General features: G+C 69.3%; 27 protein-coding genes. 10 read left to right on the top strand and 17 right to left on the bottom strand.

Annotated features, from left to right (window positions below):
• Positions 1-18: 18 nt before the first annotated feature.
• The gene (locus LX13_RS00740) at positions 19-657 is read left to right on the top strand and encodes a DedA family protein (protein WP_253659414.1); all 639 of its coding nucleotides are present in this window, start codon (positions 19-21) and stop codon (positions 655-657) included.
• Here LX13_RS00740 and LX13_RS00735 read toward each other — a convergent pair.
• Both LX13_RS00735 and LX13_RS00730 read right to left on the bottom strand, forming a co-directional pair.
• Complete coding sequence (locus LX13_RS00735) at positions 648-1,763, bottom strand: alcohol dehydrogenase catalytic domain-containing protein (protein ID WP_253659413.1); 1,116 nt, start codon at positions 1,761-1,763, stop codon at positions 648-650. The two genes, LX13_RS00740 and LX13_RS00735, sit on opposite strands and share 10 nt — an antisense overlap.
• Positions 1,760-2,227: an acyl-CoA thioesterase gene (locus LX13_RS00730; RefSeq protein ID WP_308214690.1), complete on the bottom strand. Its 468-nt coding sequence runs from the start codon at positions 2,225-2,227 to the stop codon at positions 1,760-1,762. The genes LX13_RS00735 and LX13_RS00730 overlap by 4 nt, the downstream gene beginning before the upstream one ends.
• Positions 2,228-2,281: 54 nt before the next feature.
• Between LX13_RS00730 and LX13_RS00725 the strand changes: the two genes are divergently transcribed.
• Entirely contained in the window at positions 2,282-3,217 is a 936-nt protein-coding gene (locus LX13_RS00725) for an HpcH/HpaI aldolase/citrate lyase family protein (RefSeq protein ID WP_253659412.1), read from the top strand.
• Here LX13_RS00725 and LX13_RS00720 read toward each other — a convergent pair.
• Positions 3,211-4,470, bottom strand: a complete 1,260-nt coding sequence (locus tag LX13_RS00720; protein ID WP_308214689.1) for a glycoside hydrolase family 27 protein — start codon at positions 4,468-4,470, stop codon at positions 3,211-3,213. The genes LX13_RS00725 and LX13_RS00720 overlap by 7 nt on opposite strands.
• Before the next feature lie 77 nt (positions 4,471-4,547).
• Between LX13_RS00720 and LX13_RS00715 the strand changes: the two genes are divergently transcribed.
• Positions 4,548-5,522 carry a YihY/virulence factor BrkB family protein gene (locus LX13_RS00715; protein WP_253659411.1) on the top strand — a complete coding sequence of 325 codons (975 nt, stop codon included), beginning with the start codon at positions 4,548-4,550 and terminating at the stop codon, positions 5,520-5,522.
• A 36-nt stretch (positions 5,523-5,558) separates the two neighbouring features.
• Here the strand turns inward: LX13_RS00715 and LX13_RS00710 are convergent, their stop codons facing one another.
• Genes LX13_RS00710 through sdhC form a run of 4 tightly spaced genes read right to left on the bottom strand, consistent with a single transcriptional unit; the run spans position 5,559 to position 9,019 of the window.
• Positions 5,559-6,365, bottom strand: coding sequence for a succinate dehydrogenase iron-sulfur subunit (locus LX13_RS00710; protein ID WP_253659410.1), 807 nt, complete (start codon positions 6,363-6,365; stop codon positions 5,559-5,561).
• Positions 6,365-8,119, bottom strand: a complete 1,755-nt coding sequence (gene sdhA, locus LX13_RS00705) for a succinate dehydrogenase flavoprotein subunit (RefSeq protein ID WP_253659409.1) — start codon at positions 8,117-8,119, stop codon at positions 6,365-6,367. Before sdhA ends, LX13_RS00710 begins: the two co-directional genes overlap by 1 nt.
• A gap of 38 nt (positions 8,120-8,157) precedes the next feature.
• Entirely contained in the window at positions 8,158-8,601 is a 444-nt protein-coding gene (locus tag LX13_RS00700; protein ID WP_253659408.1) for a succinate dehydrogenase hydrophobic membrane anchor subunit, read from the bottom strand.
• Positions 8,602-8,614: 13 nt separating this feature from the next.
• Positions 8,615-9,019: a succinate dehydrogenase, cytochrome b556 subunit gene (gene sdhC / locus LX13_RS00695; RefSeq protein WP_253659407.1), complete on the bottom strand. Its 405-nt coding sequence runs from the start codon at positions 9,017-9,019 to the stop codon at positions 8,615-8,617.
• A 220-nt stretch (positions 9,020-9,239) separates the two neighbouring features.
• Here sdhC and LX13_RS00690 point away from each other — a divergent pair, with 220 nt between their 5' ends.
• From LX13_RS00690 to LX13_RS00680, 3 genes are read left to right on the top strand one after another with little or no spacing between them, the layout of a single operon-like run.
• Complete coding sequence (locus LX13_RS00690) at positions 9,240-9,653, top strand: cytidine deaminase (RefSeq protein ID WP_253659406.1); 414 nt, start codon at positions 9,240-9,242, stop codon at positions 9,651-9,653.
• The gene (locus LX13_RS00685; protein ID WP_253659405.1) at positions 9,650-10,963 is read left to right on the top strand and encodes a thymidine phosphorylase; all 1,314 of its coding nucleotides are present in this window, start codon (positions 9,650-9,652) and stop codon (positions 10,961-10,963) included. Before LX13_RS00690 ends, LX13_RS00685 begins: the two co-directional genes overlap by 4 nt.
• Positions 10,960-12,087 carry an adenosine deaminase gene (locus tag LX13_RS00680; protein ID WP_253659404.1) on the top strand — a complete coding sequence of 376 codons (1,128 nt, stop codon included), beginning with the start codon at positions 10,960-10,962 and terminating at the stop codon, positions 12,085-12,087. Before LX13_RS00685 ends, LX13_RS00680 begins: the two co-directional genes overlap by 4 nt.
• A 7-nt stretch (positions 12,088-12,094) precedes the next feature.
• Here LX13_RS00680 and LX13_RS00675 read toward each other — a convergent pair whose 3' ends face one another.
• From LX13_RS00675 to LX13_RS00665, 3 genes are all read right to left on the bottom strand, one after another.
• Complete coding sequence (locus LX13_RS00675) at positions 12,095-13,384, bottom strand: SatS C-terminal domain-containing protein (protein WP_253659403.1); 1,290 nt, start codon at positions 13,382-13,384, stop codon at positions 12,095-12,097.
• 68 nt (positions 13,385-13,452) lie between these two features.
• A complete protein-coding gene (locus LX13_RS00670) occupies positions 13,453-14,520 on the bottom strand; it encodes an NlpC/P60 family protein (RefSeq protein ID WP_253659402.1) in 1,068 nt (355 codons plus the stop codon).
• Positions 14,517-14,822, bottom strand: a complete 306-nt coding sequence (locus tag LX13_RS00665; protein WP_253659401.1) for a type VII secretion target — start codon at positions 14,820-14,822, stop codon at positions 14,517-14,519. Before LX13_RS00665 ends, LX13_RS00670 begins: the two co-directional genes overlap by 4 nt.
• 53 nt (positions 14,823-14,875) lie before the next feature.
• Between LX13_RS00665 and upp the strand changes: the two genes are divergently transcribed.
• Positions 14,876-15,499 (top strand): uracil phosphoribosyltransferase, encoded by a 624-nt coding sequence (gene upp / locus LX13_RS00660; RefSeq protein WP_253659400.1) that lies wholly within the window; start codon positions 14,876-14,878, stop codon positions 15,497-15,499.
• Here upp and LX13_RS00655 read toward each other — a convergent pair.
• Genes LX13_RS00655 through LX13_RS00645 form a run of 3 tightly spaced genes read right to left on the bottom strand, consistent with a single transcriptional unit; the run spans position 15,496 to position 18,676 of the window.
• Complete coding sequence (locus LX13_RS00655) at positions 15,496-16,311, bottom strand: ABC transporter ATP-binding protein (protein WP_253659399.1); 816 nt, start codon at positions 16,309-16,311, stop codon at positions 15,496-15,498. The genes upp and LX13_RS00655 overlap by 4 nt on opposite strands.
• Positions 16,308-17,792, bottom strand: a complete 1,485-nt coding sequence (locus tag LX13_RS00650) for a phospho-sugar mutase (RefSeq protein WP_253660508.1) — start codon at positions 17,790-17,792, stop codon at positions 16,308-16,310. The genes LX13_RS00655 and LX13_RS00650 overlap by 4 nt, the downstream gene beginning before the upstream one ends.
• 59 nt (positions 17,793-17,851) lie before the next feature.
• A complete protein-coding gene (locus LX13_RS00645; RefSeq protein ID WP_253659398.1) occupies positions 17,852-18,676 on the bottom strand; it encodes a purine-nucleoside phosphorylase in 825 nt (274 codons plus the stop codon).
• A 74-nt stretch (positions 18,677-18,750) separates the two neighbouring features.
• On the opposite strand from LX13_RS00645, the gene LX13_RS00640 reads away from it, so the two are divergent.
• A complete protein-coding gene (locus LX13_RS00640) occupies positions 18,751-19,443 on the top strand; it encodes an enoyl-CoA hydratase/isomerase family protein (protein WP_253659397.1) in 693 nt (230 codons plus the stop codon).
• Between the two features lie 26 nt (positions 19,444-19,469).
• Positions 19,470-20,627 carry an amidohydrolase gene (locus tag LX13_RS00635; RefSeq protein WP_253659396.1) on the top strand — a complete coding sequence of 386 codons (1,158 nt, stop codon included), beginning with the start codon at positions 19,470-19,472 and terminating at the stop codon, positions 20,625-20,627.
• A gap of 4 nt (positions 20,628-20,631) precedes the next feature.
• On the opposite strand, the gene LX13_RS00630 is transcribed toward LX13_RS00635, so the two are convergent.
• From LX13_RS00630 to LX13_RS00615, 4 genes are read right to left on the bottom strand one after another with little or no spacing between them, the layout of a single operon-like run.
• A complete protein-coding gene (locus LX13_RS00630; protein WP_253659395.1) occupies positions 20,632-21,423 on the bottom strand; it encodes an enoyl-CoA hydratase-related protein in 792 nt (263 codons plus the stop codon).
• On the bottom strand, positions 21,420-22,943 hold the full coding sequence (locus tag LX13_RS00625; RefSeq protein ID WP_253659394.1) for a TLP1 C-terminal extension domain-containing protein: 1,524 nt from the start codon (positions 22,941-22,943) through the stop codon (positions 21,420-21,422). The genes LX13_RS00630 and LX13_RS00625 overlap by 4 nt, the downstream gene beginning before the upstream one ends.
• A 54-nt stretch (positions 22,944-22,997) precedes the next feature.
• On the bottom strand, positions 22,998-23,603 hold the full coding sequence (locus LX13_RS00620; RefSeq protein WP_253659393.1) for a TetR-like C-terminal domain-containing protein: 606 nt from the start codon (positions 23,601-23,603) through the stop codon (positions 22,998-23,000).
• Between the two features lie 13 nt (positions 23,604-23,616).
• On the bottom strand, positions 23,617-24,102 hold the full coding sequence (locus tag LX13_RS00615) for a gamma-glutamylcyclotransferase family protein (RefSeq protein WP_253659392.1): 486 nt from the start codon (positions 24,100-24,102) through the stop codon (positions 23,617-23,619).
• A 141-nt stretch (positions 24,103-24,243) separates the two neighbouring features.
• On the opposite strand from LX13_RS00615, the gene LX13_RS00610 reads away from it, so the two are divergent.
• Positions 24,244-25,671, top strand: a complete 1,428-nt coding sequence (locus tag LX13_RS00610; RefSeq protein ID WP_253659391.1) for an NAD(P)H-quinone dehydrogenase — start codon at positions 24,244-24,246, stop codon at positions 25,669-25,671.
• The last annotated feature ends 61 nt before the right edge of the window (positions 25,672-25,732 follow it).

The raw sequence follows: 25,732 nt of genomic DNA, 5'->3' as shown, positions 1-25,732 counted from the left end.
TGCGGCTATCGTCAACGGGTGATCGATGCACTGGTCGAATGGCTGCTGGACCTCCCCCCGTGGGTGGCCCTGCTGATGGCTTTCCTGTTCCCGGCCCTCGAGGCCTCGATCTTCGTGGGTGTGGTGGTGCCCGGTGAGATCGCCGTGCTCATCGCCGGCGTGATCGCCAACGGCGGTCGACTCGAGCTGTGGCAGGTGCTCGTGGCGGCCTGCGCGGGCGCGATCATCGGTGACTTCGTGGGATTCGAGGTCGGTCGGCGCTGGGGCGCGGCGCTGCTCGAGAAACTCCCGAAGCGCCTGGTCAAACCCGAACACGTGGAGCGCGGTCGGGAGGCGTTGCGCAAGCGCGGTGCCGTGGCGGTGCTGTTCGGTCGGTGGATCGCCGCGCTGCGCGCGCTCATCCCCGGGCTCGCGGGCATGTCCGACGTCCGACTGCGCACCTTCGTGATCGCCAACGCGATCGGTGGGACCATCTGGGCGTGCGTCGTCGGCTCGTTGGGTTACATCGCGGGCAAGTCGTACAAGACCGTCGAGAAGGATCTCGGCTACACGTCGTACGTCTTCATCGGGTTGTTCGTGGTCGCGATCATCGCGCTCGTGATCCGCAACCGCGTCAAGAAGAACCGCACCCCGGCACCTGCGCTCGATCAGTCCTGATCGAAGACGATCACCTGGCGGATCGCGGCCCCGTCGGCCAGCGAGTCCATCGCCGCGTTGATGTCGCGCAGCGCGATACGCGAAGAGATGAGTTGTTCGACGGGCAGCTTGCCCTCACGCCACAGCTGCTCGTAGATCGGGATGTCCCGACTCGGCACGGCCGATCCCAGGTAGCTGCCGACGATCGTGCGGGCCTGGGCGGTCAGCCCCAGCGGTGAGATCGACGAGCGGGCGTCGGGGGCGGGCAGTCCCACCGTGACGGTGATGCCGCCCGCCGCGGTCGCCGCGACCGCGGTCTCGAACGCCCGTGCGTTGCCTGCCGCCTCGATGACCACCGCCGCGGTGATGCCCTGCTCGACCAGTTCCGCAGGCGTGTACACCGCCGACGCGCCCGCCGCGGTGGCCGCGGCGAGTTTCTCCTGCAGTGAGTCGACGGCGATGACGTCCCCGGTGCCCAACGACACCGCGGTCAGGACGGCCGCCATGCCGACGCCCCCGAGTCCGACCACCATGACCGTGTCGCCCTGCGACGGTTTACCCGCGTTGATGACCGCGCCGCCGCCGGTGAGCACCGCGCAGCCGAGGACCGCGGCCACCTCCGGCGGGACGTCCGCGCCGACGGCGACCGCCGAGCGGCGGTCGACGACGACGTGGGTCGCGAACCCGGACACGCCGAGGTGATGGAACACCTCGGAGTCGTCGGTTCCGTGCAGACGCTTGTCACCGCCCAGCAGGGTGCCCGCGTTGTTTGCCGCCGATCCAGGGGCGCAGGGCAGGCGTCCGTCGGTGGCACATTCGGCGCACTCACCGCACCGTGGCAGGAACGCCATCACGACCCGGGTGCCGATCTCGATGTCGTCGACGCCGGCGCCGAGTGACTCCACGATCCCGGCCGCCTCATGGCCCAGCGCCATCGGCAGCGGTCGGGGACGGTTGCCGTCGACCACCGACAGGTCGGAGTGACAGACGCCGGCGGCCTCGATCCGGACACCGATCTCCCCGGGACCGGGATCGTCGAGTTCCAGGGCGGTGACGACGAGCGGCTCGGATTCGGCGTAGGGACGGGTCCGGCCGGACTCGACGAGAACGGCTGCATCGATCTTCATGACGGGGCCTCGGTCTCTGCTCCCGCGAGCAGGTTGCGGATCGGTGGGGGGATGGCGACCGGGCGCCGGGAGTCGGTGTCGACGTAGACGTGCACCCAGCTGCCCCGGGCGGCGATCGTGGCGTCGTCGCCCTCGGCGTCGACGAGCCCCAGATCGTAGGTGACGCTGGAGTTCCCGAGCCGCGCCACCCGGATCCCGATCCGTAGCGGATGGGGGAACTCGACGGAACGGAAGTACCTGCAGCCGGATTCGACGACCACACCCTGTGCGGACGCGCTGACCGGGTCGATGCCGGTCGCGCCGATGATCCATCCGTTGATCGCGGTGTCGAAGAGCTGGTAGTACACGGCGTTGTTGAGGTGGCCGTACATGTCGTTGTCGGCCCAGCGGGTCGTCACCGGCCACAGCACCGGGTAGTCCGCGGCGGTGAGCTCCCGCTCCGACGGCTGGTCTCGCTCTGCCACGTTCGGCGCCCCTTCGATTGCTCTGGCCGTCCCGGTGGGAGACGATGGTCGGCGATGAACCCGCCACCGAAAACCGACAGCGATGTCGATGCCGAGGATATCGGCTCGCGCATCGACCCCGTGCTCGCCCGCAGCTGGCTCCTGGTCAACGGGGTGTCGTCCGACCGTTTCCAGGCGGCCGCACACTCCCGAGCCGACATCGTCGTCCTCGACATCGAGGACGCCGTGGCCCCCAAGGACAAGGTCTCCGCTCGCGGCAACGTCATCGACTGGATCGCGGCGGGCAACTCGGACTGGGTCCGCGTCAACGGCTTCGGCACGCCCTGGTGGGCCGACGATCTCGACGCGTTGCGTGCGGTGGGGGAGAGTGGCGCCACCGTGGGCGGGGTGATGTTGGCGATGGTCGAGTCGGTCGACCACGTCACCGAGACCGCCAAGAAGCTCCCCGGGGTGCGCATCGTCGCCCTCGTCGAGACCGCGCGCGGCCTCGAGCGCATCAGCGAGATCGCGGCCGCGAAGGGGACGTTCCGGCTCGCGTTCGGGATCGGCGACTTCCGCCGAGACACCGGTTTCGGCGACCAGCCCGCCACGCTGGCGTACGCCCGATCACGGTTCACCATCGCCGCCAAGGCCGCGCATCTGCCCAGCGCGATCGACGGTCCGACCGTCGGTTCCTCGGCGCTCAAGCTCAGCGAGGCGACCGCGGTCAGTTCCGAGTTCGGCATGACCGGCAAGATCTGCCTGGCCCCGGACCAGTGCGCCGCGGTCAACGAGGGACTCTCCCCCTCACAGGAGGAGATCGCCTGGGCGCGCGAGTTCTTCGCCGAGTTCGAACGCGACGGAGGCGAGATCCGCAACGGATCCGACCTCCCGCGCATCGCACGCGCGACCAAGATCATCGACCTCGCGCGCTCCTACGGCATCGAGATCCATCCCGATCACGACGATCCCGATCACGCGCCGGCACCGTCGGACACCTACCACTACTGATCCGAGCCGCCCGGCGCCGTCTCGAAAAGGGCGGTGTCGCCGGGCGCGACGGTGACCGTGATCGTCCCGTCGGACCCGACCGGGACCACCGCGCCGGTCCACGCGTCGTGCACCGGTCCGGATGTGGTCGGCGTGAACGACATCTTCGTCGCGGTGGCGCCGCGATTGCTCAGCGACACCGCGCGCCGACCACCGGAGAGTTCGCGGGTGCGCACGCTGCCGTCGGCGGTCGTCGACGTCGCCGGATGCGCGCCCGGATCCTGGTCGATCGCGAGGACCCCCGGCGTGCGCAGCAGCGCCGCGGTCGCGGGGTCCATGACGGTCAGGTCGTTGCCGGCCACGAGCGGCGCGGCCATCATCGCCCACAGGGCCAGGTGTGAGCGCTGTTGTGCCGCGGTGAGACTCGTGCCGACACCGATCTCGAGCATGTCGAGATCGGTCCACCGCCCCGCCGACACCCGGGGGGTGGCGTCGGCGGAGGCGTCGATGATGTCGGCGACGCCCTGATAGCCGCTCGATCCGGTGTCGGTGGTCCACTGCGGGCTGATGTCGTTGGTCAGCCGGGTCATGGTCGCCACGCCGCCCCAGTCCCAACGCGCGCCGGGCACCTCGCCATTGCTCGTCACGCCGCTGTTGGGGTTGATGCTGTAGACCATCGGTCGCCCCGTGGCCCGGATGGCGTCGCGCATCGCGACGAAAGCCTGTTTCTGGTCGGCGAGATCGGAGTTCGGCGAGCACCAGTCGTATTTGACGAAGTCCACGCCCCACGACGCGAACGTCCGTGCGTCGGTCGCCTCGTGGCCCGCGCTGCCGGTTCGTCCCGGGTAGGTGCCCGAGAGCTGGGCGCACGTCTGCTCGCTCGCGCCTGCGTAGATCCCGAAGCGCAGGCCGCGTTCGTGCAGGTAGTCGCCGAGTGCGGCCATGCCGGACGGGAAACGTTGCGGCGACGCGGTCAGGGTGCCGTCGGCGGCGCGTTGCGGGGAGTACCAGCAGTCGTCGACCACCACGTACCGGTATCCGGCCGCGGCGAGCCCCGAGGAGACCAACGCGTCGGCCTGCGCTCGGATGGTCGTCTCGTCGATGTCGCACCCGAACGAGTTCCAGCTGTTCCAGCCCATCGGCGGAGTGGCCGCGACACCCGGGATCGCCACCGCCGCGTCGTCGATCTGGGAGCCGGGTGCGGGGGCACAGGCGACGGCGACGCACAGGGCGGCACCGGCCGCGATCGCCCTCGCCGTTCGGGATGTCCTCACAGGCCGCGAGTGTAGGCAGCGACCCTGGCAGGTTTCCCCTCGCGAATCTGTGAGGTCGGTGTACTAGCGTTGTCCAGATGGTGGCCCGCGTCGATGCGCTGCAACGACGCAATCGCGTCGTCGGCTACGTGATCGGCGTGATCTACAAGTTCATCGACGACCAGGGCGGTTATCTCGCCGCGTTGATCACCTACTACGCGTTCCTGTCGCTGTTCCCGATCCTGCTGCTGGTGACCACGATCCTCGGGTTCCTGCTCGCCGACGACCCGGCCATGCAGGCCAGCCTGCTCGACTCGGCGCTGGGGGAGTTCCCCATCATCGGCGACCAGCTCGGTCAGCCCCGACAGCTCGGCGGTGGGACCGCCGGTGTCGTGATCGGTGTGATCGTGGCGCTCTACGGCGCGTCCGGCATCGGACAGGCCGCACAGAACGCGATGAACGTCGTGTGGGCGGTGCCGCGCAACTCGCGCCCCAACCCGTTGCTGTCGCGGCTGCACAGCCTGCGTCTCGTGGTGGTGTTGGTGATGGCCCTGGCCGCGACGACGGCGTTGTCGTTGCTCGGCAATTTCTTCGATTCCCTGGGCGCGCTGTCCAACTGGGGCCTGACCATCGCCGCGGTGGTGTTGAACTCGTTCATCTTCTCGCAGGGCTACCGGATCGGTACCGCGCGGTCGCTGCGACTGCGCGATGTCGCACCCGGAGCCATCGTGATGGCGGTGGCCTGGCAGCTGCTGCAGAACTTCGGCGCGGTGTACGTCGGCGGAGTGGTCCGCAACGCCAGCGCGACCAACAGCGTCTTCGCCGTCGTCCTGGGCCTGCTGGCCTTTCTCTACCTCACCTCGGCGGCGGTGGTGTTCTGCGCCGAGATCAACGCGGTGTGGGTCAACCGGCTCTTCCCGCGCGCCCTGCTCACCCCGTTCACCGACGCGGTCGATCTCACCAAGGGTGACCGTCGGGCGTACACACAGCAGGCGAAGGCGCAGCGCGCCAAGGGCTTCGAGCAGATCGTGGTGCGCTTCGACCAGGACGACGAGAAGACGCCGCGGGACTGATGTCCCACGGCGTCTCGTGTCGATCTCCGGAGCGGTCTAGCGCGAGAACATCAGCGCGCGCTTGACCTCCTGGATGGCCTGCGTGACCTGGATGCCTCGGGGGCACGCGTCGGTGCAGTTGAAGGTGGTGCGGCAGCGCCACACTCCGTCGACCTCGTTGAGGATGTCGAGACGCTCGGCGGCACCCTCGTCGCGGCTGTCGAAGATGAAGCGGTGCGCGTTGACGATGGCCGCGGGGCCGAAGTAGCTGCCCTCGTTCCAGAACACCGGGCAACTCGTGGTGCAGCACGCACACAGGATGCACTTGGTGGTGTCGTCGAACCGGGCGCGGTCGGTGACGCTCTGGATGCGCTCACGGGTCGGCTCGTTGCCGCTGGTCATCAGGAAGGGCTTGACCTTGCGGTACGCGTCGAAGAACGGCTCCATGTCGACGACGAGATCCTTCTCGACGGGGAGACCCTTGATGGGCTCCACCGTGATGGTGATCTCCTTGTCCTTGAACGACCCGTCCTTGTTCTTGGGCAGCAGGTCTTTCATCAGCAGCTTGCACGCGAGCCGGTTGACGCCGTTGACGCGCATCGCATCGCTGCCGCACACGCCGTGTGCGCAGCTGCGACGGAAGGTCAGGGTGCCGTCGAGGTAACCCTTGACGTAGAGCAGCAGGTTCAGGAGGCGGTCGGTGCCCAGTGCGGGGACGCGGAAGCTCTCCCAGCCCTGTGCGTCGGGATCCTCCGGGTTGAACCGGGCGATCTTGAGGGTGACCATCGTCGCCTCGTCGGGGACGGGTGGCAACGGCGGATCATCGGTCCGCGGGTCGCGTGCGATGTCGGGGGCGGTGGTCATCAGTACTTGCGCTCCATCGGCTCGTAACGGGTCTGCACGACGGGCTTCCAGCCCAGTTCGATGTCGGAGAGGAGCTCGGTGCCCTTCTTGTACGCCATCGTGTGCCGCATGTAGTTCGTGTCGTCGCGATCGGGGTAGTCCTCGCGGGCGTGTCCGCCGCGGGACTCCTTGCGGTTGAGCGCGCCGACCACGGTCACCTCGGCCATCTCCAGGAGGAAGCCGAGTTCGATGGCCTCCAGGAGATCGCTGTTGAAGCGGGTTCCCTTGTCGTGCACGCGGATGTGGTTGTACCGCTCCTTGAGTGCGTGCACGTCGGTGAGGGCCTGCTTGAGGGTCTCCTCGGTGCGGAACACCGACGCGTTGGCGTCCATCGACGCCTGCAGCTCGGTGCGGATGTCGGCGACACGCTCGTGGCCGTGCTCGGAGAGCACCAGCTCGAGCCACTCGTCGACCATCTTGGTGGGGGTCTCGGGCAGCTCGACGAACTCGGCCGACGTCGCGTAGTCGGCGGCCGCCATGCCGGCGCGACGGCCGAACACGTTGATGTCGAGGAGCGAGTTGGTGCCGAGGCGGTTCGAGCCGTGCACCGAGACGCAGGCGCACTCGCCGGCGGCGTAGAGCCCCTTGACGACGGTGTCGGCGTCGGAGAGGACCTCACCGTGGATGTTGGTGGGGATGCCGCCCATGACGTAGTGGCAGGTAGGGAACACCGGCACATACTCGGTCACCGGGTCGACGCCGAGGTAGGTGCGTGCGAACTCGGTGATGTCGGGGAGCTTCTCCTCGAGCACCTCCGCGCCCAGGTGGGTCACGTCGATGTAGACGTAGTCCTTGTTCGGACCCGCACCGCGACCTTCCAGCACCTCGAGCACCATCGACCGGGCGACGATGTCACGCGGTGCGAGGTCCTTGATGGTGGGGGCGTAGCGCTCCATGAAGCGTTCGCCGTCGGCGTTGCGCAGGATCCCGCCCTCGCCGCGGACGGCCTCGGAGATCAGGATGCCCAGACCGGCCAGACCGGTCGGGTGGAACTGGTGGAACTCCATGTCCTCGAGCGGCAGGCCCTTGCGGAACACGATGCCCATGCCGTCGCCGGTCAGGGTGTGCGCGTTCGAGGTGGTCTTGAACATGCGTCCCGAGCCACCGGTCGCGAAGACGATCGACTTGGCGTGGAAGACGTGGATCTCACCGGTGGCGAGCTCGTAGGCGACGATGCCGGTGGCGACCTGCTCGCCGGCCTCGTTCTCGCTCAGGCACAGGTCGAGTGCGTAGAACTCGTTGAAGAACTCCACGTCGTGCTTGACGCAGTTCTGATAGAGCGTCTGCAGGATCATGTGGCCGGTGCGGTCGGCGGCGTAACAGGCACGGCGGACCGGGCTCTTGCCGTGGTCGCGGGTGTGTCCGCCGAAGCGACGCTGGTCGATCTTGCCCTCGGGGGTGCGGTTGAACGGCAACCCCATCTTCTCGAGGTCGAGGACGGCGTCGATCGCCTCCTTGCACATGATCTCGACGGCGTCCTGGTCGGCGAGGTAGTCGCCGCCCTTGACGGTGTCGAAGGTGTGCCACTCCCAGTTGTCCTCTTCGACGTTGGCCAGCGCGGCGCACATGCCGCCCTGAGCCGCGCCGGTGTGGCTACGGGTGGGGTAGAGCTTGGTCAGCACGGCGGTACGGGCTCGGGGACCGGCCTCGATGGCTGCGCGCATCCCCGCTCCACCGGCGCCGACGATCAACACGTCGTAACGATGTTCCTGCATGTGGTGTCTCCTCTGCGAGACTGGTGAGGGTGGTTGAACTACACGTTGAAAGTGAGGATCGCGTACGTGCCGAGTCCCACGGTGAGGATCATCGACAGCGCGAGAACCACGTTGAGCCAGAAGCGCGTGGAGTCCTTGCGGGAGTAGTCCGCGATCACGGTGCGCACGCCGTTGCCTCCGTGCAGCTGGGCGAGCCAGAGCATGGTGAGATCCCAGACCTGCCAGAACGGCTGTCCCCAGCGCTGTGCGACGAACGCCGAGTCGATCCGGTGCACGCCGTTGTCGAGGGTCAGCATGATCGTCATGTGACCCAGCGTGAGGATGATGAGCGCGAGTCCGGAGAAGCGCATGAACAGCCATGCGTTCTTCTCGAAGTTGCCGCCCTTGGGACGACGCGGGGAGCGCGGGTTGTCCAGGCTCGCCGGGCGGTCGTGTGCGGTGCCAACTGTTTTGGCGATGTTGGGTGCTTGCGAAGTGGTCATCGTGTCCCCGCCTCTACAGGTTCTGGATCAGGAGCTGGAGCATCCGGACCGCGCCGGCGGCGAAGACGATCACGAAGACGCTGAGAATGGTCCAGAGCATCTGGCGCTGGTACTTCGGGCCCGTGGACCAGAAGTCGATCAGGATGATCCGCACGCCGTTGAGTGCGTGGTACAGCACGCAGGCGACGAGACCGATCTCCATCAGGCCGATGATCGGGGTCTTGTACGTGTCGATGATCTTGTCGTACGTGTCCGGGTTGACGCGGATCATCGCGGTGTCCAGGACATGGACGAAGAGGAAGAAGAAGATCGACACGCCGGTGATGCGGTGCAGGACCCACGACCACATCCCCGGGTCCCCGCGATACAGGGAGCGGCGGCGCACCGGATCCGGTGCGACCTCGGTTTGAGTACTCATCAGGGGACTGGCCTCCAACATCGTCGATGGATGCGTTGAGCCGCGGTGCTCCGGCTCGGACATGCCTACCTCAACGACTTTAAACCTATGCTGAGCGTTGCAAGAACCGGCCCGAGTTCTCGATCGGTCCCGATTCTCACGAATTAGGTTTGCCTTACATCACTTCCATCGCAGCTCAGTGCGGGAGTCGTCGGATCCCCGTGCGGGAGGAGACGCCGGGATGTCGACCTCGATCGACTGGGATCTGTTGCGCACCAAGGCAACAGAGATCATGGTCCACGCATATGCGCCCTACTCGGACTTCTCGGTGGTCGCCGCTGCCCTGGTCGACGATGGACGGATAGTCCTCGGATGCAATGTGGAGAATGTCTCATACGGCCTCGGCCTGTGCGCCGAATGTTCGCTGGCAGGAGACCTGCGGCGTACCGGTGGGGGACGTCTTGTCGCCCTGTCGGTGACCGACCGACGAGGCCTCGCGCTGATGCCGTGCGGCCGGTGTCGACAGATCCTCTTCGAGCACGGCGGGGCGGCGTTGCTCGTCGACCACCGCGACGGTCCGCTTCCCCTCTCGGCGCTGCTGCCGCACGCGTTCGGCCCCGACGACATCGCCGCCGCCCGGGATGTCGACGCGTGAGCACCCACGACGCGGTCTCGGTGATCGCCGCCAAGCGGGACGGCCATGCCCTCACCGACGGCCAGATCGACTGGGTCGTCGACGCCTTCACCACCGGAGCCGTGGCCGACGAGCAGATGTCGGCACTGGCCATGGCGATCGTCCTGCGCGGGATGGATCGGCGGGAGATCGCCCGCTGGACCCGGGCGATGATCGCCTCCGGCGACCGCATGGACTTCGGGGCGCTGCGTCGAGACGGCCGGTCACTGCGCACCGTCGACAAACACTCCACCGGCGGTGTCGGGGACAAGATCACGTTGCCGCTCGCCCCGCTGGTCGCCTCCTACGGCCTCGCGGTGCCGCAGCTGTCCGGCCGTGGGCTCGGCCACACCGGCGGCACGCTCGACAAGCTGGAGTCGATCCCGGGGTGGCGCGCCGACGTCACCGCCGCCGACATGATGACCCAGCTCGAGAACGTCGGGGCGATCGTCTGTGCCGCCGGGTCCGGCCTGGCCCCCGCGGACAAGCGGCTCTACGCGTTGCGCGACGTCACGGCGACCGTGGAGTCGATCCCCCTGATCGCGTCGTCGATCATGAGCAAGAAGATCGCCGAGGGCACCGGTGCGCTGGTACTCGACGTCAAGGTCGGCAGCGGCGCGTTCATGAAGTCGATCGACGACGCGCGGGAACTGGCCGAGACCATGGTCGCGCTCGGCGCCGACGCCGGGGTCGAGACCGTCGCACTGGTGACCGCCATGTCGACGCCGCTGGGATACACGGCAGGCAACGCCATCGAGGTGGAGGAGTCGCTGGAGGTCCTCTCCGGCGGCGGCCCGGACGACGTGGTCGAACTGACGCTGGCGTTGGCGGCCGAGATGCTCGCCGCAGGGGGCATCGACGCCGACCCCGCGACCAACCTGTCCAACGGTCGCGCCATGGACAGCTGGCGGGCGATGATCGCCGCTCAGGGTGGCGACCCGGATGCGCCGCTGCCCAGGGCCGATCACCAGGAGGTGATCACCGCCGAGCGCGACGGCGTCGTGACGCGACTCGACGCCCTGGGCGTCGGGGTGGCCGCATGGCGACTCGGTGCGGGGCGCGCGCGGCAGGGCGAGGACGTCCAACACGAGGCCGGGGTCCGCTGGCACGCCCGTCCCGGCGACCGCGTCCACGCCGGCGATCCGTTGTTCACGTTGTCGACGCAGACCCCCGAGCGGTTCGCCTCGGCGCGCGAGGCGCTCGCCGACGCGGTCACCGTCGCCGACGCGCACGACGGTGTGAGCGATCTGGCGGGGACACTGATCATCGATCGCGTTACCGTCGGATCATGACCGATCTCCGCGCCGTGGCGCCTCTCGATCCCGGTGCACTCCGGCTGGCGCCGAAAGTGTTGCTGCACGACCATCTCGACGGTGGACTGCGTCCGGCCACCGTGCTCGACCTCGCCCACGAGGTGGGCTACGGCGACCTGCCCGCCGACGACGCGGACTCCCTGGCCCGCTGGTTCCGGGAGTCGGCGGACAGCGGGTCGCTGGTCCGGTACCTGGAGACGTTCACCCACACGGTGGCGGTCATGCAGACCGCGGCCGCGCTGCGTCGGGTGGCACGCGAGTGTGCCGAGGACCTCGCCGACGACGGCGTCGTCTACGCCGAGGTGCGCTTCGCCCCCGAACAACACCTGACCGCCGGGCTGTCGCTCGACGAGGTCGTCGAGGCGGTGCTCGATGGGTTCACCGAGGGCGTGACCGCCGCCGCGGCGGCCGGACGGACGATCGTGATGCGCTGCCTGGTGACCGCGATGCGTCACGCGGCCCGCTCCCGGGAGATCGCCGAACTCGCCGTCCGGTTCCGACACCGCGGCGTGGTCGGCTTCGACATCGCCGGCGCCGAGGCGGGATATCCGCCGAGCCGTCACCTCGATGCCTTCGAGTACATGCGCGCCAACAACGCGCCCTTCACCATCCACGCCGGCGAGGCGTTCGGGTTGCCGTCGATCCACGAGGCCATCAGCTTCTGCGGCACCGACCGGCTCGGTCACGGGGTCCGGGTCATCGACGACATCTCGCTACCCGCGGGATCCGACCTCGCCGCGCACGCCTTCGCCGGGGCCGAACTCGGCGACGTCGCGAACTACGTCCGGGACAAGCGGATCCCGCTCGAGCTGTGCCCGAGTTCGAACGTGCAGACCGGTGCGGTGGCGAGCATCGCCGACCATCCGTTCAACGTGCTCGCACGGCTGCGTTTCCGGGTGACGGTGAACACCGACAACCGCCTGATGAGCGACACGTCGATGAGCAAGGAGTTCACGACTCTGCACGACCAGTTCGGTTACGGCTGGGCCGATTTCGAACGCTTCACGGTCAACGCCATGAAGTCGGCGTTCGTACACTTCGACGAGCGGCTCGCCCTCATCGACGACGTGATCAAGCCGGGGTACGCCGTCCTGATCGGGTGACGCGGACCTACTTCTTGGTCAGGCGGCCCTCGAGCTCGTGGACCAGGGCGCGCCACGCCTCCGACTCGTTGTCGAACGGGCCGCTGGGCGCGAGCCGCTTCGGGTCGGGGTTGACGGCGTAGCTGACGAAGAAGCCCAGCGGTGTCGTCGACCCGAGTGCCTCGCTGACCGAGTCGTCGTCGGCGAAATCGGCTGCGTCGTTGAGCAACTCGACGGCGAGCTCCAACTGCTTGCGGTCGATGCGGCGCGGGCCGTCGGCGATGTCGGCGGCCAGGCCGGGGAAGACGTAGACGTTCTCGTCGAACACGTCGACCTCGAGCGAGCCGTCGGTGGCCGCGACCCGGACCTCCTCGAAGGTGCTCACCTCGGACAGCTCGTGGTCGTCGTGGTCGGCGATGAAGCGGGTCAGCGCACGCTCGGAGGTGAAGACGAAGATCTTGCCGTTGCGGCCCAGGAAGATCGGGTCGTCGCCGAGGTAGCACCGGAGGGTGAGGTACTCGGCGGCGTCGGTGACGATCCGGATGGGGTCGATGCCGACACCGGCCCAGAAGTCGTCCTCGAGGTCGTCGTCGTCCTCATCGGCCTCGTCGTCATCGTCATCGTCATCGGTGTCGTCGGCGTCGGCAGGCGTGGACTCGGTTCCGGTGCCGACGATCTCGATGTCGTCGTCGTCGGGTTCGTCCTCGTCCTCGGCGCTCGCGGCGGCCTCCAACTCGGCCTCGGCGGTGGTGACCGCGGTGGCGTCGACGTCGGGGGTGGAGATGACGTCGTCGATCGCGTCGACCACGTCATCCCAGTGCTTGTCGATGAGGCCGCCGATGCGTCCCCACAGTTCCTGTCCCTCTTTGCCGATGAAGTTGCGGGTACCGGTGGTGACCGCACCGAGGATCGGGTTGCCGTTGAAAAACTTGGTGACGGTGGCCAACTCGCAGACCTCGCCGATGATGCGGACGATCTCCAGGACGTCCTCGAGCTCGGCGATGACCTCGGGAGTGGGATCCTCCGACGCCAGTTCGGGCACACCGATCAGGTCGTAGGACTTGTCCTCGGCCGGAACCAGTTCCTCGGCCTTGAGACCGACGACGGTCTCCCAGGCCGGGTGCTCGACGAGGTCGTTGTCGTCGTTGTTGCGGATGAACGCGACGAGTTCGGCGACGCCGGGGAATCCGTAGAGATCTTCGTCGAGACCGAGGAACGCCTCCCATTCGTCGTCGCCTTCGCGCCAACGGGGCGCCCAGAGGGTGAACGCGTTTCCGTCGGTCAATCCGAGCTCGATCGGTACGATGTCTCCGGCCATGGGGATGAAGCCTAATCATTGGTTCTGTGAGCGGGCCAGTGGCCCTGGTCGTGGCCTTTCCGGCGATGTCAACGGGGACGATAGAAGCCCTCGAAAGCCTGGTCGAGGTTGTTCGTGCGCACCGGTGAGACCTGGACCGGGTTGCCCGCTTCGACCATCTGGTCGTTGCCGACGTACATCGCCACGTGTCCGGACCACACCGCGAGGTCGCCGGGCAGCAGCTCGCCGCGGTCGACGCGGTAACCCGCGGTGTCCTGGTCCTGGGCCAGTCTCGGCAGTTCCACTCCGGCTTGCCGATACGCGTACTGGGTGAGGGCACTGCAGTCCAGACCCCGCCCGGGAGTCGTGCCACCCCAGACGTAGGGGACACCACGCTGTCCGAGCGCAGCGCGTACGGCGGTGGCCGCGCGCTGGTTCGGGGCGTAGGCCACCGAGCCGTCCGGCAGGGTGATCGGGACCGCGCCGGGGGTCGGTGGTCCGCCGGACCGCGACGCCGCGGCGTCGGGCCGGTCGTGGGCGGCGGGGCCGACCGACGCCGACCGGGTCCGGGCCCCGCCCGTCGCGATCGGGCGTTTCGCCGGAGTCCTCGCGGCATCGCCGACGGCGGCGGCGACCCCGTGCGCGGTGCCGGGTGCCACCGTCCGCCCGATCGACAGCAGTCGCCGCGACTGGGCGTCGAGTTCGGCCCGGGTGCGCTCGACGACGGCCAACGCCCGCTGGAGGTGGGTCGCGGCCACGGGCAGGATCATCGCGACGCCGGTCGGTGTGTACAACGCGGGACCCATCGCGTCCGCCGCGTGCACGAACGAGTCGAGTGTCCCGCGCAGTTCGACCGCGGCCCGCCGAACCGATCGCGCCGCGTCCTCGATCACCGACGTCAGTGTCCGACCGTCCTCGCCGGCGTGTCTCGTCTGCGAGCGATGCCGTCGCAGGATGGTCTGGGCGTCGTCACCGGCTGTCGACTCCCAGTCCTCGAGCGCGGCGTCGAGTGCGTGTCGCAACCGCGCGTCCGTCCGCTCGAGCTCGGCGGTCACCTCACGCACCGACACCGTCGGGTCGGTGACCGAGGTCGACCCCGTCCCCACCGAATCGAGCAGCGTCCGGATCGGTGCCGCGAGCGCGTCGACCGGGGTCATACGGTGGCCGCGATGCCGGTGCCCGCGTCCTCGTCGGTGGTGCGATACGCCGCGCCTGCGGCACCGACGTCGTGCGCGATCCGGTGTGAGCCCTGCGCCATCGCACCGACCAGCTCGCGGTACCGGTGGGTGGCCGACTGTGCGGTGGCCGCGAATTCCGTTCCGATGATGCCGAATACGACACCGAGTGCGATGGCGTCGAGGTCGGCGCGCGACACGACCGAGTCGATGTCGGAGGCGACCGTGGCGTGGGTGGCGGCCACCGAGGTGAGAGTGGTCGGTTCGACCGAGATGGGGTTCATGGGTGGTTCGACGTCGCGCGCGACCGGACGGTTCCGACCATTACCATTGCCGAATGGATGTCACCGTCGTCGATCACCCGCTGGCACGAGCACGACTGACGACCCTGCGTGACGAACGGACCGACAACGCGTCGTTCCGCGGCGCGCTCGCCGACCTCACGCAGATGCTGATCTACGAGGCACTGTCCGGCGCCCCGGTCGCCGACATCGAGATCACCACCCCGGTCGCGACGATGACCGGCGCGAAGCTGGCGAGCCCGCCGTTGCTGGTGCCGGTGCTGCGCGCAGGACTGGGGATGGTCGACCAGGCACACGCGATGGTCCCCGAGTCGAACGTGGGTTTCGTCGGCATCGCGCGCGACGAACAGACCCACCAGCCGGTCCCGTACCTGGAGTCGCTTCCCGACGACCTGTCCCGCACAACGGTGTTCGTGCTCGACCCCATGCTGGCGACGGGCGGCTCGATGCTGCACACGATCGAACTGCTCGTCGGTCGTGGCGCCGTCGACATCACCGCGGTCTGTGTGGTGGCCGCACCCGAGGGTGTGGCCGCACTGGCGGATTCGGGACACCCGGTCCGACTCGTCACCGCCGCGGTCGACGAGGGACTCAACGACAACGCCTACATCGTGCCCGGCCTCGGCGACGCCGGCGACCGTCAGTTCGGACCGCGCTAGCAGGCGCTGGAGGCCCGCTGCGACGACATCGCCGACCACCGCCCGCCGTCGCGGCGCAGCACCACCGGATGTCGGAAGCAGTCGCTGATCGACGCCGAGGTGAGTGCCTCGTCGACCGGTCCCTGCGCCGTGGCGAGACCGTCGCGCAACAACAGGGCGTGGGTCGTGCTGGCGGGCAGATCCTCGAGATGGTGTGTTACCAGGATGCTCGCGAGGTCGCGGACCTCCGACCGCAGCTGGTCGATCCCGATCAGGAGTTGTTCCCGAGCGGCCAGATCGAGACCGGTGGCCGGTTCGTCGAGCAGCAGCAGGGACGGTCGGGCCATCAGCGCCCGGGCCACGAGTGCCCGGCCACGTTCGCCCTGACTCATGGTGGTCCACACCAGCGACCGTCGGTCGCCCATTCCGAGCACGTCCAGCAGGTCGTCGGCATGCCGGTGTTCGGCCGCGGTGTAGGTGCGTCGGGCGTCGAGTTCGGGGGTGTTCGTGAGCCCGGTCAGCACCACGTCGTGGGCGGCGAGCGGCAGGTCGAGTCGGTGCCGGGGGTCGACGTGACCGATGTGGGTGCGTAGTTCGCGCATGTCGACCCGGCCCAGCCGTTTGCCGAGGACGTCGACGGTGCCGCTCGTGGGGTGACCGAACGCCCCGAGGATGTGCAGCAGTGTCGACTTGCCCGCGCCGTTGGGGCCGAGCAGTGCCCAGTGTTCCCCGGCGGCCACGTGCAGGGTGATGTCGCGCAACAGGAATCGCCCGCCGCGGACCACGTCGATCCCGGATGCGGAGACCACCGTCGACGCCTCGTTGTCGGTCATGACCCACCTTCTGCGAGTTGCCCCGCCTCGTTCTCCAGACGGGCCAGCAGTGCGTCCGCCCGTTGCTTGTCCGCCGGCAGATCACCTCGGTCGGCCGGCGCGAGCGCCGCCTCGAGATAGAACTTCAGCTTGGGTTCGGTCCCGGACGGTCGGGCGATGAGCCGGATCCGCGCGCCCTGCGACGACCCGGTGAACGCGACGGCGTCGGTCCGCAGTTCGTCGGAGCGGGTGGCGTGATCGGTCATCTCGACCGCGACGCCCGCCAACTCCGTCGGCGGGGTGGCGCGGAGTCGGGCCATGGTGTCGGCGATGTCGGACAGACGCTCGGCCCGGATCGCGACCTGCCCGGTGCGGTGCACGCCGTGATCGACGAACAGATCGTCGAGAGCATCGCCGAGAGTGCTGCCCGCGGCCGCCCGGTCGTGCGCGACGACCGCCAGCGCCACCGCGGCACTGATCCCGTCCTTGTCCCGCACCGCATCCGGGTCGACGCAGTGGCCGATGGCCTCCTCGTAGGCGTAGCGAAGGCCCTCGCCGGCCTGCACCAGCCACTTGAACCCGGTGAGCGTCTGCACGTGCCGGGCACCCGCGGCGGCGGCGACCGCGGCGAGCAGGCTGCCCGAGACGATGGTGCTGGCGACCAGGGCCTCGGTCGCGGACTCGACCGGAGAGGTGTCCTCGGCCAACACGGCCGATCCGAGCAACGCCCCGGTCTCGTCCCCGGTCAGCATCCGCCACCCGCCGTCGACGACGGCGCCGACCGCGCACCGGTCGGCGTCGGGGTCGAGCGCGATCGCGATGTCGGCGTCGTGCCGACGGGCCAGTGCGAGAAGCAGATCCGATGCCCCGGGTTCCTCCGGGTTGGGGAAGGCGACGGTGGGGAAGTCCGGGTCGGGCGCGAACTGCTCGTCGACCACCACCACGTCGGTGAACCCCGCGCCGGCGAGTGCGCGCAGCGCGAGGTCGCCGCCGACGCCGTGCATGGGGGTCAGCGCGATCCGGATCGACGAGTGGCGGGTCCCCAGTCGGGACGCGATGCGGGCCAGGTAGCGATCCGGTGCCGCGGTGGCGCGGGGATCCGGCTGCGGTGCGGTGGTGGGAGCGGGGTCGCTCGGCGGGGTCGCGTCGGCGTCGATGAGCGACTCGATCTCGGCGTCGGCGGGCGGGATGAGTTGGGCCCCACCATCGAGGTACACCTTGTAGCCGTTGTCCGCGGGCGGGTTGTGCGACGCCGTGATCATCACGCCGGCGGCGGCACCGAGTTCGCGGGTCGTGAAGGCGAGGACCGGGGTGGGCAACGGGGAGTCCAGCGCCACGACGTCGAAGCCGGCCTCGTCGAACGCCGCGACCGTGGTGCAGAAGAACTCCGCGGACCCGTGTCGGGCGTCCCGGCCGACGACCACGGTCGCGCCGCGGTGCCCGTGGTCGAGCAGCCACTGCGCCAGCGCGTCGGTGGTGCGCCGCACGACGTCGACGTTCATGTGGTCGGTACCGGGTCCCACCCGACCGCGCAGTCCCGCGGTACCGAAACGCAGTCGGGTCACAGCCGCTCGATGACCTGGGCCAGCAGGGTTCCCATCGCGCCGGCCGAACTGCGTCCGACCTCGAGGACCTCGGTGTGATCGAGTGGTTCGCCGGTGATGCCCGCGGCCAGGTTGGTGACCAACGACATCCCCAGCACGTCGAGGCCGGCGGCACGCGCGGCGATCGTCTCGTGCACGGTGGACATCCCGACCAGGTCGGCTCCCATGGTGCGCAGCATCCGGATCTCCGCCGGAGTCTCGTAGTGCGGGCCGGGCAGACCCGCGTAGACCCCGTCGGTGAGGTCGGGGCGCACCGATCGGGCGATCTCGCGCAGACGCGGCGTGTACGCGTCGACCATGTCGACGAACTGCGCGCCGTGCAGCGGCGACCGTGCGGTGAGGTTGAGGTGATCGCTGATGAGAACCGGTTGACCGACCGACATACCGTCGCGCAGACCACCTGCGGCGTTGGTGAGGATCACCGTGTGTACGCCGGTCGCCGCGGCGGTACGGACCGCGTGTACCACGCGCGCCAGGGGATTGCCCTCGTACGCGTGGGTACGCCCGAGCAGCACCAACACCCGTCGCGTCCCGATGGCGACCGAGTGCACGACCCCGGCGTGCCCGGCCGCGCGCGGCGGGGTGAAGCCGGGGATCTCGGCCATGGGGATCGTCGCCGCCGCGCCGCCGAGGGTCTCGGCTGCGGGCGCCCACCCAGATCCGAGCACCACCGCGACGTCGTGCGCGGCGACGCCGGTGCGTTCGCCGATCACCGCGGCCGCGGCGGCCGCCGCGGCGTCTGCGTCGACGGTCGGATCGGTGACGGTGTTCGGCCGGGTCATGGACAAAAGGGTAGAGCGATCCCGACGGTGCGCACGACCTGAGCCCGCTCGGCTGCACACGATATGGTCGTGCGATGCCGTATCTGAGTCGAACCGATGCCGTGTGGGAGCTCTACCTGGGCGCCGAGGATGCCGAGCTGGATCCGGACAATCCGGAGAACCGGTTCGGATCCGCCTGGATGAGCACCGTGCACGGTCTGCTCGACACCGTCGAGAAGGAGCCCTCGGGCGCGCTGGTCATCACCGCCACCGGCAAGTACTTCAGCAACGGGCTCGAGATCGCCGAGATCACCGACCCGTCGAGGATCGACCCGTACATCGACCTCGTCCACGGGCTCTACGCCCGCCTGCTCTCGTTGCCGGTCGCCACCGTGGCCGCGATCAACGGTCACGCCTTCGGTGCCGGTGCGATGTTGGCCCAGTGCGCCGATCACCGTGTGATGCGGACCGAGCGCGGCTTCTGGTCGCTGCCCGAGGTCGTCCTCGGGATGCCCTTCCCGGTGGGCATGACCTCGCTGCTGCGTGAACGCATCCCGAACGCGACGGTGACCGAGGCGATGACCACCGGACGCCGCTACGGCGGCGTCGAGGCGGCCGAGTTCGGCATCGTCGATCAGGCGGTCGGCGCCGACGACCTGCTCGCCACGGCCCGTGCGGTCGCCGCCGACCGGGTGCCCTTCGCGGGCCCGAACCTGGCGGTCATCAAGAAGGGCCTGCGACGCACGCTGCTCACCGACCTGGCGACCCCGTCGGCCAACGGTTCGTGAGTCCGATCAGATCGGGTCCTGAGGCGATGCGGCACGTCGACGAGTGGCTCGCCCGGCACGGAGAAGAGCTCATCGGCTGGCGGCGAGACCTGCACGCGCACCCGGAGCTGTCGCGACAGGAGTTCCGCACCACCGACTTCGTCCTCGCCGAACTCACCGCCGCCGGACTGTCCCCGCAACGACTCCCGCTGGGCACCGGCGTGGTGTGCGACCTGGGCCCGGCCGGCCCGGTGATCGCCCTGCGCGCCGACATGGACGCGTTGCCGATCGCCGAGCGGACGGGGCTGCCGTTCGCCTCGACGGTCGACGGGGTGTCGCACTCGTGTGGACACGACGCCCACACCTCGATCCTGATCGCGGTCGCGAAGATCCTCGCCTCGGCGGGTGATCTCCCCGTCGGCGTCCGGCTGGTCTTCCAACCGGCCGAGGAGGTCATGCCGGGTGGTGCTCGGGACGCGGTGGAAGCCGGTGTCACCCAGGGCGTCTCACGGTTCTTCGCGCTGCACTGCGACCCGAAGCTGGAGGTCGGCAAGGTGGGCCTGCGGCAGGGGGCCATCACCTCCGCCGCCGATCACGTCGATCTGCTGCTGCACTCGCCCGGCGGTCACACCTCACGACCGCACCTGACCGCCGACCTCATCCACGCGATGGGCACCGTGATCACCGGTCTGCCCGCCGTGTTGTCGCGGCGCATCGACCCGCGCACCGGGACCGTCATGGTGTGGGGCGCCGCGCACGCGGGCAACGCCGCCAACGCGATCCCGCAGGAGGGGCGCCTCAAGGGCACCGTGCGCACCGGCGACCACGCGACCTGGGCGTTGCTCGAGCCACTCGTCCGCGAGGTCATCGGCGGACTGTTGGCCCCGTTGGCCGTGCCGTACGAGCTCAACTATCACCGCGGGGTACCGCCGGTGGTCAACGACGTCGAGGCGACCGCGATGCTGCACCGGAGTGTCGCGGCCATCTCCGACGACGCCGTCGCCGACACCCCGCAATCCGGTGGCGGCGAGGACTTCTCCTGGTACCTCGAGCACGTACCCGGTGCGATGGGGCGACTCGGCGTCTGGAACGGCGCGGGATCCCCGGTGGATCTGCATCAACCCAACTTCGACCTCGACGAGCGCGCCCTCGCGATCGGGGTTCGTACCCTCGCCGGTCTGGTTCTCGGGGCGCCGGCGGCCTAGGACGTCACCTGCCGGTCCACACCGGGGCGCGCTTCTCCATGAACGCGACGATGCCCTCGACGGTGTCCGACGAGGTGGTCAATCGGGCGAGGGCCTCCTCGGTCTGTTCCCAGCCCTGGGTCTCGGTCGGGACCGCGCCGTCGACGATGCCGCGTGCGACGACCTTGCTGGCCTGTACGGCCAGCGGGGCGCACTCGGCGATCGTGTCGGCGAGTTCCAGTGCCGCGGTGACGACATCGGCGGCGGGGACGACCCGGTTGACCAGGCCCCATCGTGCGGCGTCCTCGACGGGCAGGGGTGTCCCGGTCAGCAGCAGTTCCATCGCGATCGCCCGGGGGATGGCCGAGACGAGGCGGAACACCCCGCCGGCTCCGGCGATGAGTCCGCGACGTACCTCGGGCAGACCGAACGTGGCCGTGTCGGCCGCCACCACCAGGTCGCCGGCCAGTGCGAGTTCGGTGCCGCCCCCGAGCGCGTTCCCGTTGACCGCGCAGATGATCGGCTTGGTGATCGGGTGTCGGACGACGCCGGCGAATCCCCAGTGTGCGGTGTCGGCGGGGGTGATGCCCTCCGGTCCCGAGGTGCCGAGCGCCTTCAGGTCGGCCCCGGCACAGAACGTCGCCTCACCGGCACCGGTCAGCACCACCGCGCGTACCGACTCGGTCGATTGCGCTGTCTCCCAGGCTTCCCCGAGAAGCTGATGGACCTCGGCGTTGATGCTGTTGGCCGCCTTCGGGCGGTTGATGGTCACGAGCAGGGTGTGTCCGCGCTGCTCGGTGAGTACCACTGCGGTCATGTGTGCGCCTCTTCTCGGATGGTCACGGCGAGCCGGCCGTCACGGTCGATCACGTGGATCGCGATGCCGACGAGGCTGCGTGCCCCACCGTCGGTGTGGCCGAGGAGTTCGGCGGCGCCGGACGGGTCGGTGTGCCCGGCCACCCTGCGTCCGTCCGCGGTCTCGGCGATGATCACCGCCGTTTTCGGGGTGCCGTCGCGGTCGTATTCGACGGTGGCGGTGACGATCTCGGCGTCACCGTCGTAGCTAACCGCCAGTTCCGGCGCCGACGACGTGATGCGGACGTGCTCCGGATCGCCGATGTAGCCGTCGGGGTGCGCGGCACGGGAGAGCAGGACCGTGTGCTGGTAGGTGAGGTAGCCGCCGTTGGCGTGCACCATCGCCACGGTTCCCGGCTCACCGGCCCGCAGGAGTCGGGTGATCTCGGCGACGGCGTGCAGCGAGTAGCTGTTGAGCGGACCGCCGAACGAGCAGTGCCCGCCGAGGACGCTGGGCACGAACGAGTCCGGCAGATCGAGGGCGCGCAGGAGCAGTTTCGGCACGATCGGGAAACAGCTGTAGGCGTCGACGATCCCGACGTCACGACCGGTGATCCCGGCGCCGGCCAGGGTCCGATCGACCGCGGACGTCAGTGCGGGGGAGTGCCCGAAATGCTCCCGTGCGACGACGTCGGGAGTGTCGGTGGCGCCTGCGCCGCCCCACAGGTGGACGACGCGATCCTCGGCCACGCCGAGTTCCCTGGCGACCGCGAGTGAGCAGATGATCACGGCAGCAGCCTGATCCACGAACGGCATGGCGTTCATCATCAGTGGGTAGGTGTCACTCACCGACCGGTTGCGGGGTCCGACCGTGGCGATCTCGTCGGCGCTGCGGACGGTGGGTGTCCAGGCCACAGGGTGCTCGGCGGCGATCTCGGAGAAGCGCGCGTACATCGTCGCCGACTCCCGCAGGGTCTCCTGCGGGGTGAGTCCGCGGTCGTGGCCGAAACGGTTCTCGAACAGCGGGTACACCCGGGTGGGCGCGACGACGTTCGCCCGGCGCATGTCGTCGCTGCCGAGGTCGTCGGTGCTGAAGTCGGGCGGCCCGCCGGGCTCGCGGAGCCAGCCCTGCCCGATCGGGTCGAGGCCCGCTTTCGACAGGGCGCGGGTCGACGCCGCGGACTCGCCGCCGATCAGCAGGGCCACCGACGTGGTCCCTGCGGCGATCTGCGCGCCGATGCGGTCGAGCAGGGCCGCGGGCCAGTGCCCTCCGATCGAGCTGGTGTGGGTCTGCGGCGACGCGGCGCCGACGTGGCGGCCGATCAGGCCGGGGAGGTCGTCGTAGGACCAACTCGCGGTCTTGACCGCGTAGATGGTGTCGATCCGCGGCCCGAGATCGGCGACGCCGGTGTCCGCGATCGCGCCGTCGGTCGCCTCGGTGATCAACGCGGCCGGTTCCCGCGGTTCGGCGGTGACGCCCGCACCGCCCGATCGGAGGTCGGACACGCCGATGATGACGGGGACTGTGCTGGGGTCTGCCACGTGGTCGACCGTAATACAGACAGTGACTGTCTGTAAAAGGTGTCCGGCTGTGATTCAGGCCTCGACCAGCGCCCGCAGGACGGTCTCCACCACCAGTTCGGAATGCCGGGGGGATGCGTCGGTCTCCGCGTCCCGGTGGGGATGGGAGAACAGAGCGTGGCTCAGCACCGCACCGGTGACCAGCTCGAGGAGCAGCGTCGTCGACGTCGTCGGCGGCAACTCGCCGCGCGCGACCGCGCGACCGACGATCCGTCGGGTCGTGACCAACCGGCTCTGGTTGAGGGTGTCGGTGAGCTGGGCCAGCAGGTCCGGGTTGACCATCGCGTCGAGGGTCACCCGGATAGAGACCAGTCCGGCGAGTTCGGCGTAGCCCCGCGCGAGCTGATCGGACAGCTCGATCAGGTCGCCGCGGACCGAGCCGGTGTCGATGGGAGCGGGCAGCGGACTGCGCGCCTCGAGCGCGGCGACGAGGAGGTCTTCCTTGCTGGACCACCGCCGGTAGAGCGCTGCTCGTCCCACCCGGGCTCGCCGGGCGACGGCGTCGAACGTGAACCCCCGCCAGCTGGTCTCCCAGTAGACCTCGAGGACGGCGTCGAAGACACGGACCTCCATGTCGGCGTCGCGGGGTCGGCCGCGACCACGCCGCTCTTCGAGGGACATGTGAGCAGGCGACTCAGGTGTCGAGCGTGTCGCCGGGGCCGGGCCCCACGTTGCGGGCGTCGCGGACACGCAGCGCGTGCACGTAGTCGGCCGGAGCGCCCGCGATCTCCGCGGCCTCCGACATCACGCCGAGGTAGCGCGCCGAGGGCAGTCCACCCTCGAAGGCGTCGAGCACGTAGAGCCACGCCAGGACCGCGCCGTCGTCGGTGTGCACCCGGGCGCGGATCTTGCGGTGGATCCCGAGCTCGGATCCCTCCCAGCTGTCCAGGGTCAGTTCGTCCTCGGAGGTGACGTCGTAGAGGACGACGAACACGCGCGCGTCGGGGTTGTCGGGGTCCTCGGTGACGGTGGCGAGAGCGCCCTCCCAGCCGATGTCACCGCCGCCGAACGTCAGCCGCCAGCCGTTGAGCCAACCCGTACCCGACATGGGTGAGTGCGGGGCCCGTTCCATCATCTGGTCCGGGTGCATGTTGGAGCCGTAGGCGGCGTATATCGGCACGGCGAAAGCCTAGATGAGCCCCGGTGGCCATGTGAGAGCGCGGTCGGCGAAGTCGGTCATGGATCGACTAGCGTTTCCTCGCGAGGCATGTCCACAAGACGGGCCGACCACGAACTCACAACCACAGGAGTGATGTCAGCAGTGACCAGGATCGCGATCATCGGCGGCGGGCCCGCGGGATACGAGGCCGCGCTCGCCGCGACCGCCTACGGCGCGGACGTGACGGTTGTCGACTCGGACGGGATCGGCGGCGCGTGCGTGCTGTGGGATTGCGTCCCGTCGAAGACCTTCATCGCCTCGACCGGCATCCGCACCGAGGTGCGTCGAGCGGTCGACCTGGGCATCAACCTGCATCACGACGACGCGCTGGTGTCGCTGCCGCAGATCCATCAGCGGGTCCGCGACCTCGCCTTCGCGCAATCCGCCGACATCCGGTCCCGACTGGTCAGCGAGGGCGTCCACCTGGTCGCGGGCCGCGCACACCTGGGCGACGCCGAGATCGGCATGTCGACGCACCGGGTGATCGTCACGCCGGTCGGCGAACGCGCCGACGGTGTGGAACCCGATCCCGAGATCACCATCGACGCCGACGTCGTCCTGATCGCGACGGGCGCCTCACCGCGCGTGCTGCCCGACGCGCAGCCGGACGGGGAACGCATCCTCACCTGGCGTCAGCTCTACGACCTCGAGGAACTGCCCGAGCACCTCGTGGTGGTCGGTTCCGGTGTCACCGGCGCGGAGTTCGTGCACGCCTACACCGAGCTCGGTGTGCGGGTCACGCTGGTCTCGAGCCGCGACCGTGTGCTGCCGGGTGAGGACGAGGACGCCGCGCTCGTGCTCGAGGACGTCCTCGCCGAACGCGGTGTCACGCTGATCAAGCACGCTCGCGCCGACGCGGTTCGTCGCACCGACGATGGTGTCGACGTGCATCTCGCCGACGGCAAGGTCGTCTCGGGATCGCACGTGTTGATGACGGTCGGATCGGTGCCCAACACCGGGGGCCTCGGACTGGAGAACGTCGGCATCGAGCTGTCGAAGGGCGGCTACCTCACCGTCGACCGGGTCTCGCGGACCACGGTGCCCGGCATCTACGCCGCCGGCGACTGCACCGGGCTGTTGCCGCTGGCGTCGGTGGCGGCCATGCAGGGGCGCATCGCGATGTACCACGCGCTCGGCGAGGGTGTCGTACCCATCAAGCTCAAGACCGTCGCGTCGGCGATCTTCACGCGCCCCGAGATCGCCACTGTCGGCGTCAGCCAGCAGGCCATCGACGACGGCGAGTACCCGGCCCGCACCGTGATGCTGCCGCTGTCGACGAACCCGCGGGCCAAGATGAGCGGGCTGCGCCGAGGCTTCGTGAAGATCTTCTGCCGCCCGGCCACCGGTGTGGTCATCGGAGGAGTCGTGGTGGCCCCCAACGCATCAGAGCTGATCCTGCCGATCGCGCTTGCGGTTCAGAACAAGCTGATGGTCAACGACCTGGCCCAGACCTTCTCGGTCTACCCCTCGCTCACCGGGTCGGTGACCGAGGCGGCGCGACAGCTGATCCGCCACGACGACCTGGACTGACCTGTCCCGACATCTGGGAAACCGCTTTCACCCTGTGGAATGCGGGGCGTAGCGTGAGCGA

This window comes from Williamsia maris, from assembly GCF_024171815.1.
Taxonomy (GTDB): Bacteria; Actinomycetota; Actinomycetes; order Mycobacteriales; family Mycobacteriaceae; genus Williamsia_A; species Williamsia_A maris.
The sequence above is the reverse complement of the archived record's forward strand: the minus strand, read 5'-3'. Positions and strand labels throughout refer to the sequence as shown.

Coding starts and splice junctions, on each gene's coding strand:
- LX13_RS00735 (WP_253659413.1), bottom strand. CDS start 1,763: ATGAAGATCGATGCAGCCGTTCTCGTCGAGTCCGGCCGGACCCGTCCC.
- LX13_RS00725 (WP_253659412.1), top strand. CDS start 2,282: ATGAACCCGCCACCGAAAACCGACAGCGATGTCGATGCCGAGGATATC.
- LX13_RS00715 (WP_253659411.1), top strand. CDS start 4,548: ATGGTGGCCCGCGTCGATGCGCTGCAACGACGCAATCGCGTCGTCGGC.
- LX13_RS00710 (WP_253659410.1), bottom strand. CDS start 6,365: ATGACCACCGCCCCCGACATCGCACGCGACCCGCGGACCGATGATCCG.
- sdhA (WP_253659409.1), bottom strand. CDS start 8,119: ATGCAGGAACATCGTTACGACGTGTTGATCGTCGGCGCCGGTGGAGCG.
- LX13_RS00700 (WP_253659408.1), bottom strand. CDS start 8,601: ATGACCACTTCGCAAGCACCCAACATCGCCAAAACAGTTGGCACCGCA.
- sdhC (WP_253659407.1), bottom strand. CDS start 9,019: ATGAGTACTCAAACCGAGGTCGCACCGGATCCGGTGCGCCGCCGCTCC.
- LX13_RS00690 (WP_253659406.1), top strand. CDS start 9,240: ATGTCGACCTCGATCGACTGGGATCTGTTGCGCACCAAGGCAACAGAG.
- LX13_RS00680 (WP_253659404.1), top strand. CDS start 10,960: ATGACCGATCTCCGCGCCGTGGCGCCTCTCGATCCCGGTGCACTCCGG.
- LX13_RS00675 (WP_253659403.1), bottom strand. CDS start 13,384: ATGGCCGGAGACATCGTACCGATCGAGCTCGGATTGACCGACGGAAAC.
- LX13_RS00670 (WP_253659402.1), bottom strand. CDS start 14,520: ATGACCCCGGTCGACGCGCTCGCGGCACCGATCCGGACGCTGCTCGAT.
- LX13_RS00665 (WP_253659401.1), bottom strand. CDS start 14,822: ATGAACCCCATCTCGGTCGAACCGACCACTCTCACCTCGGTGGCCGCC.
- upp (WP_253659400.1), top strand. CDS start 14,876: ATGGATGTCACCGTCGTCGATCACCCGCTGGCACGAGCACGACTGACG.
- LX13_RS00655 (WP_253659399.1), bottom strand. CDS start 16,311: ATGACCGACAACGAGGCGTCGACGGTGGTCTCCGCATCCGGGATCGAC.
- LX13_RS00650 (WP_253660508.1), bottom strand. CDS start 17,792: ATGAACGTCGACGTCGTGCGGCGCACCACCGACGCGCTGGCGCAGTGG.
- LX13_RS00645 (WP_253659398.1), bottom strand. CDS start 18,676: ATGACCCGGCCGAACACCGTCACCGATCCGACCGTCGACGCAGACGCC.
- LX13_RS00640 (WP_253659397.1), top strand. CDS start 18,751: ATGCCGTATCTGAGTCGAACCGATGCCGTGTGGGAGCTCTACCTGGGC.
- LX13_RS00635 (WP_253659396.1), top strand. CDS start 19,470: ATGCGGCACGTCGACGAGTGGCTCGCCCGGCACGGAGAAGAGCTCATC.
- LX13_RS00630 (WP_253659395.1), bottom strand. CDS start 21,423: ATGACCGCAGTGGTACTCACCGAGCAGCGCGGACACACCCTGCTCGTG.
- LX13_RS00620 (WP_253659393.1), bottom strand. CDS start 23,603: ATGTCCCTCGAAGAGCGGCGTGGTCGCGGCCGACCCCGCGACGCCGAC.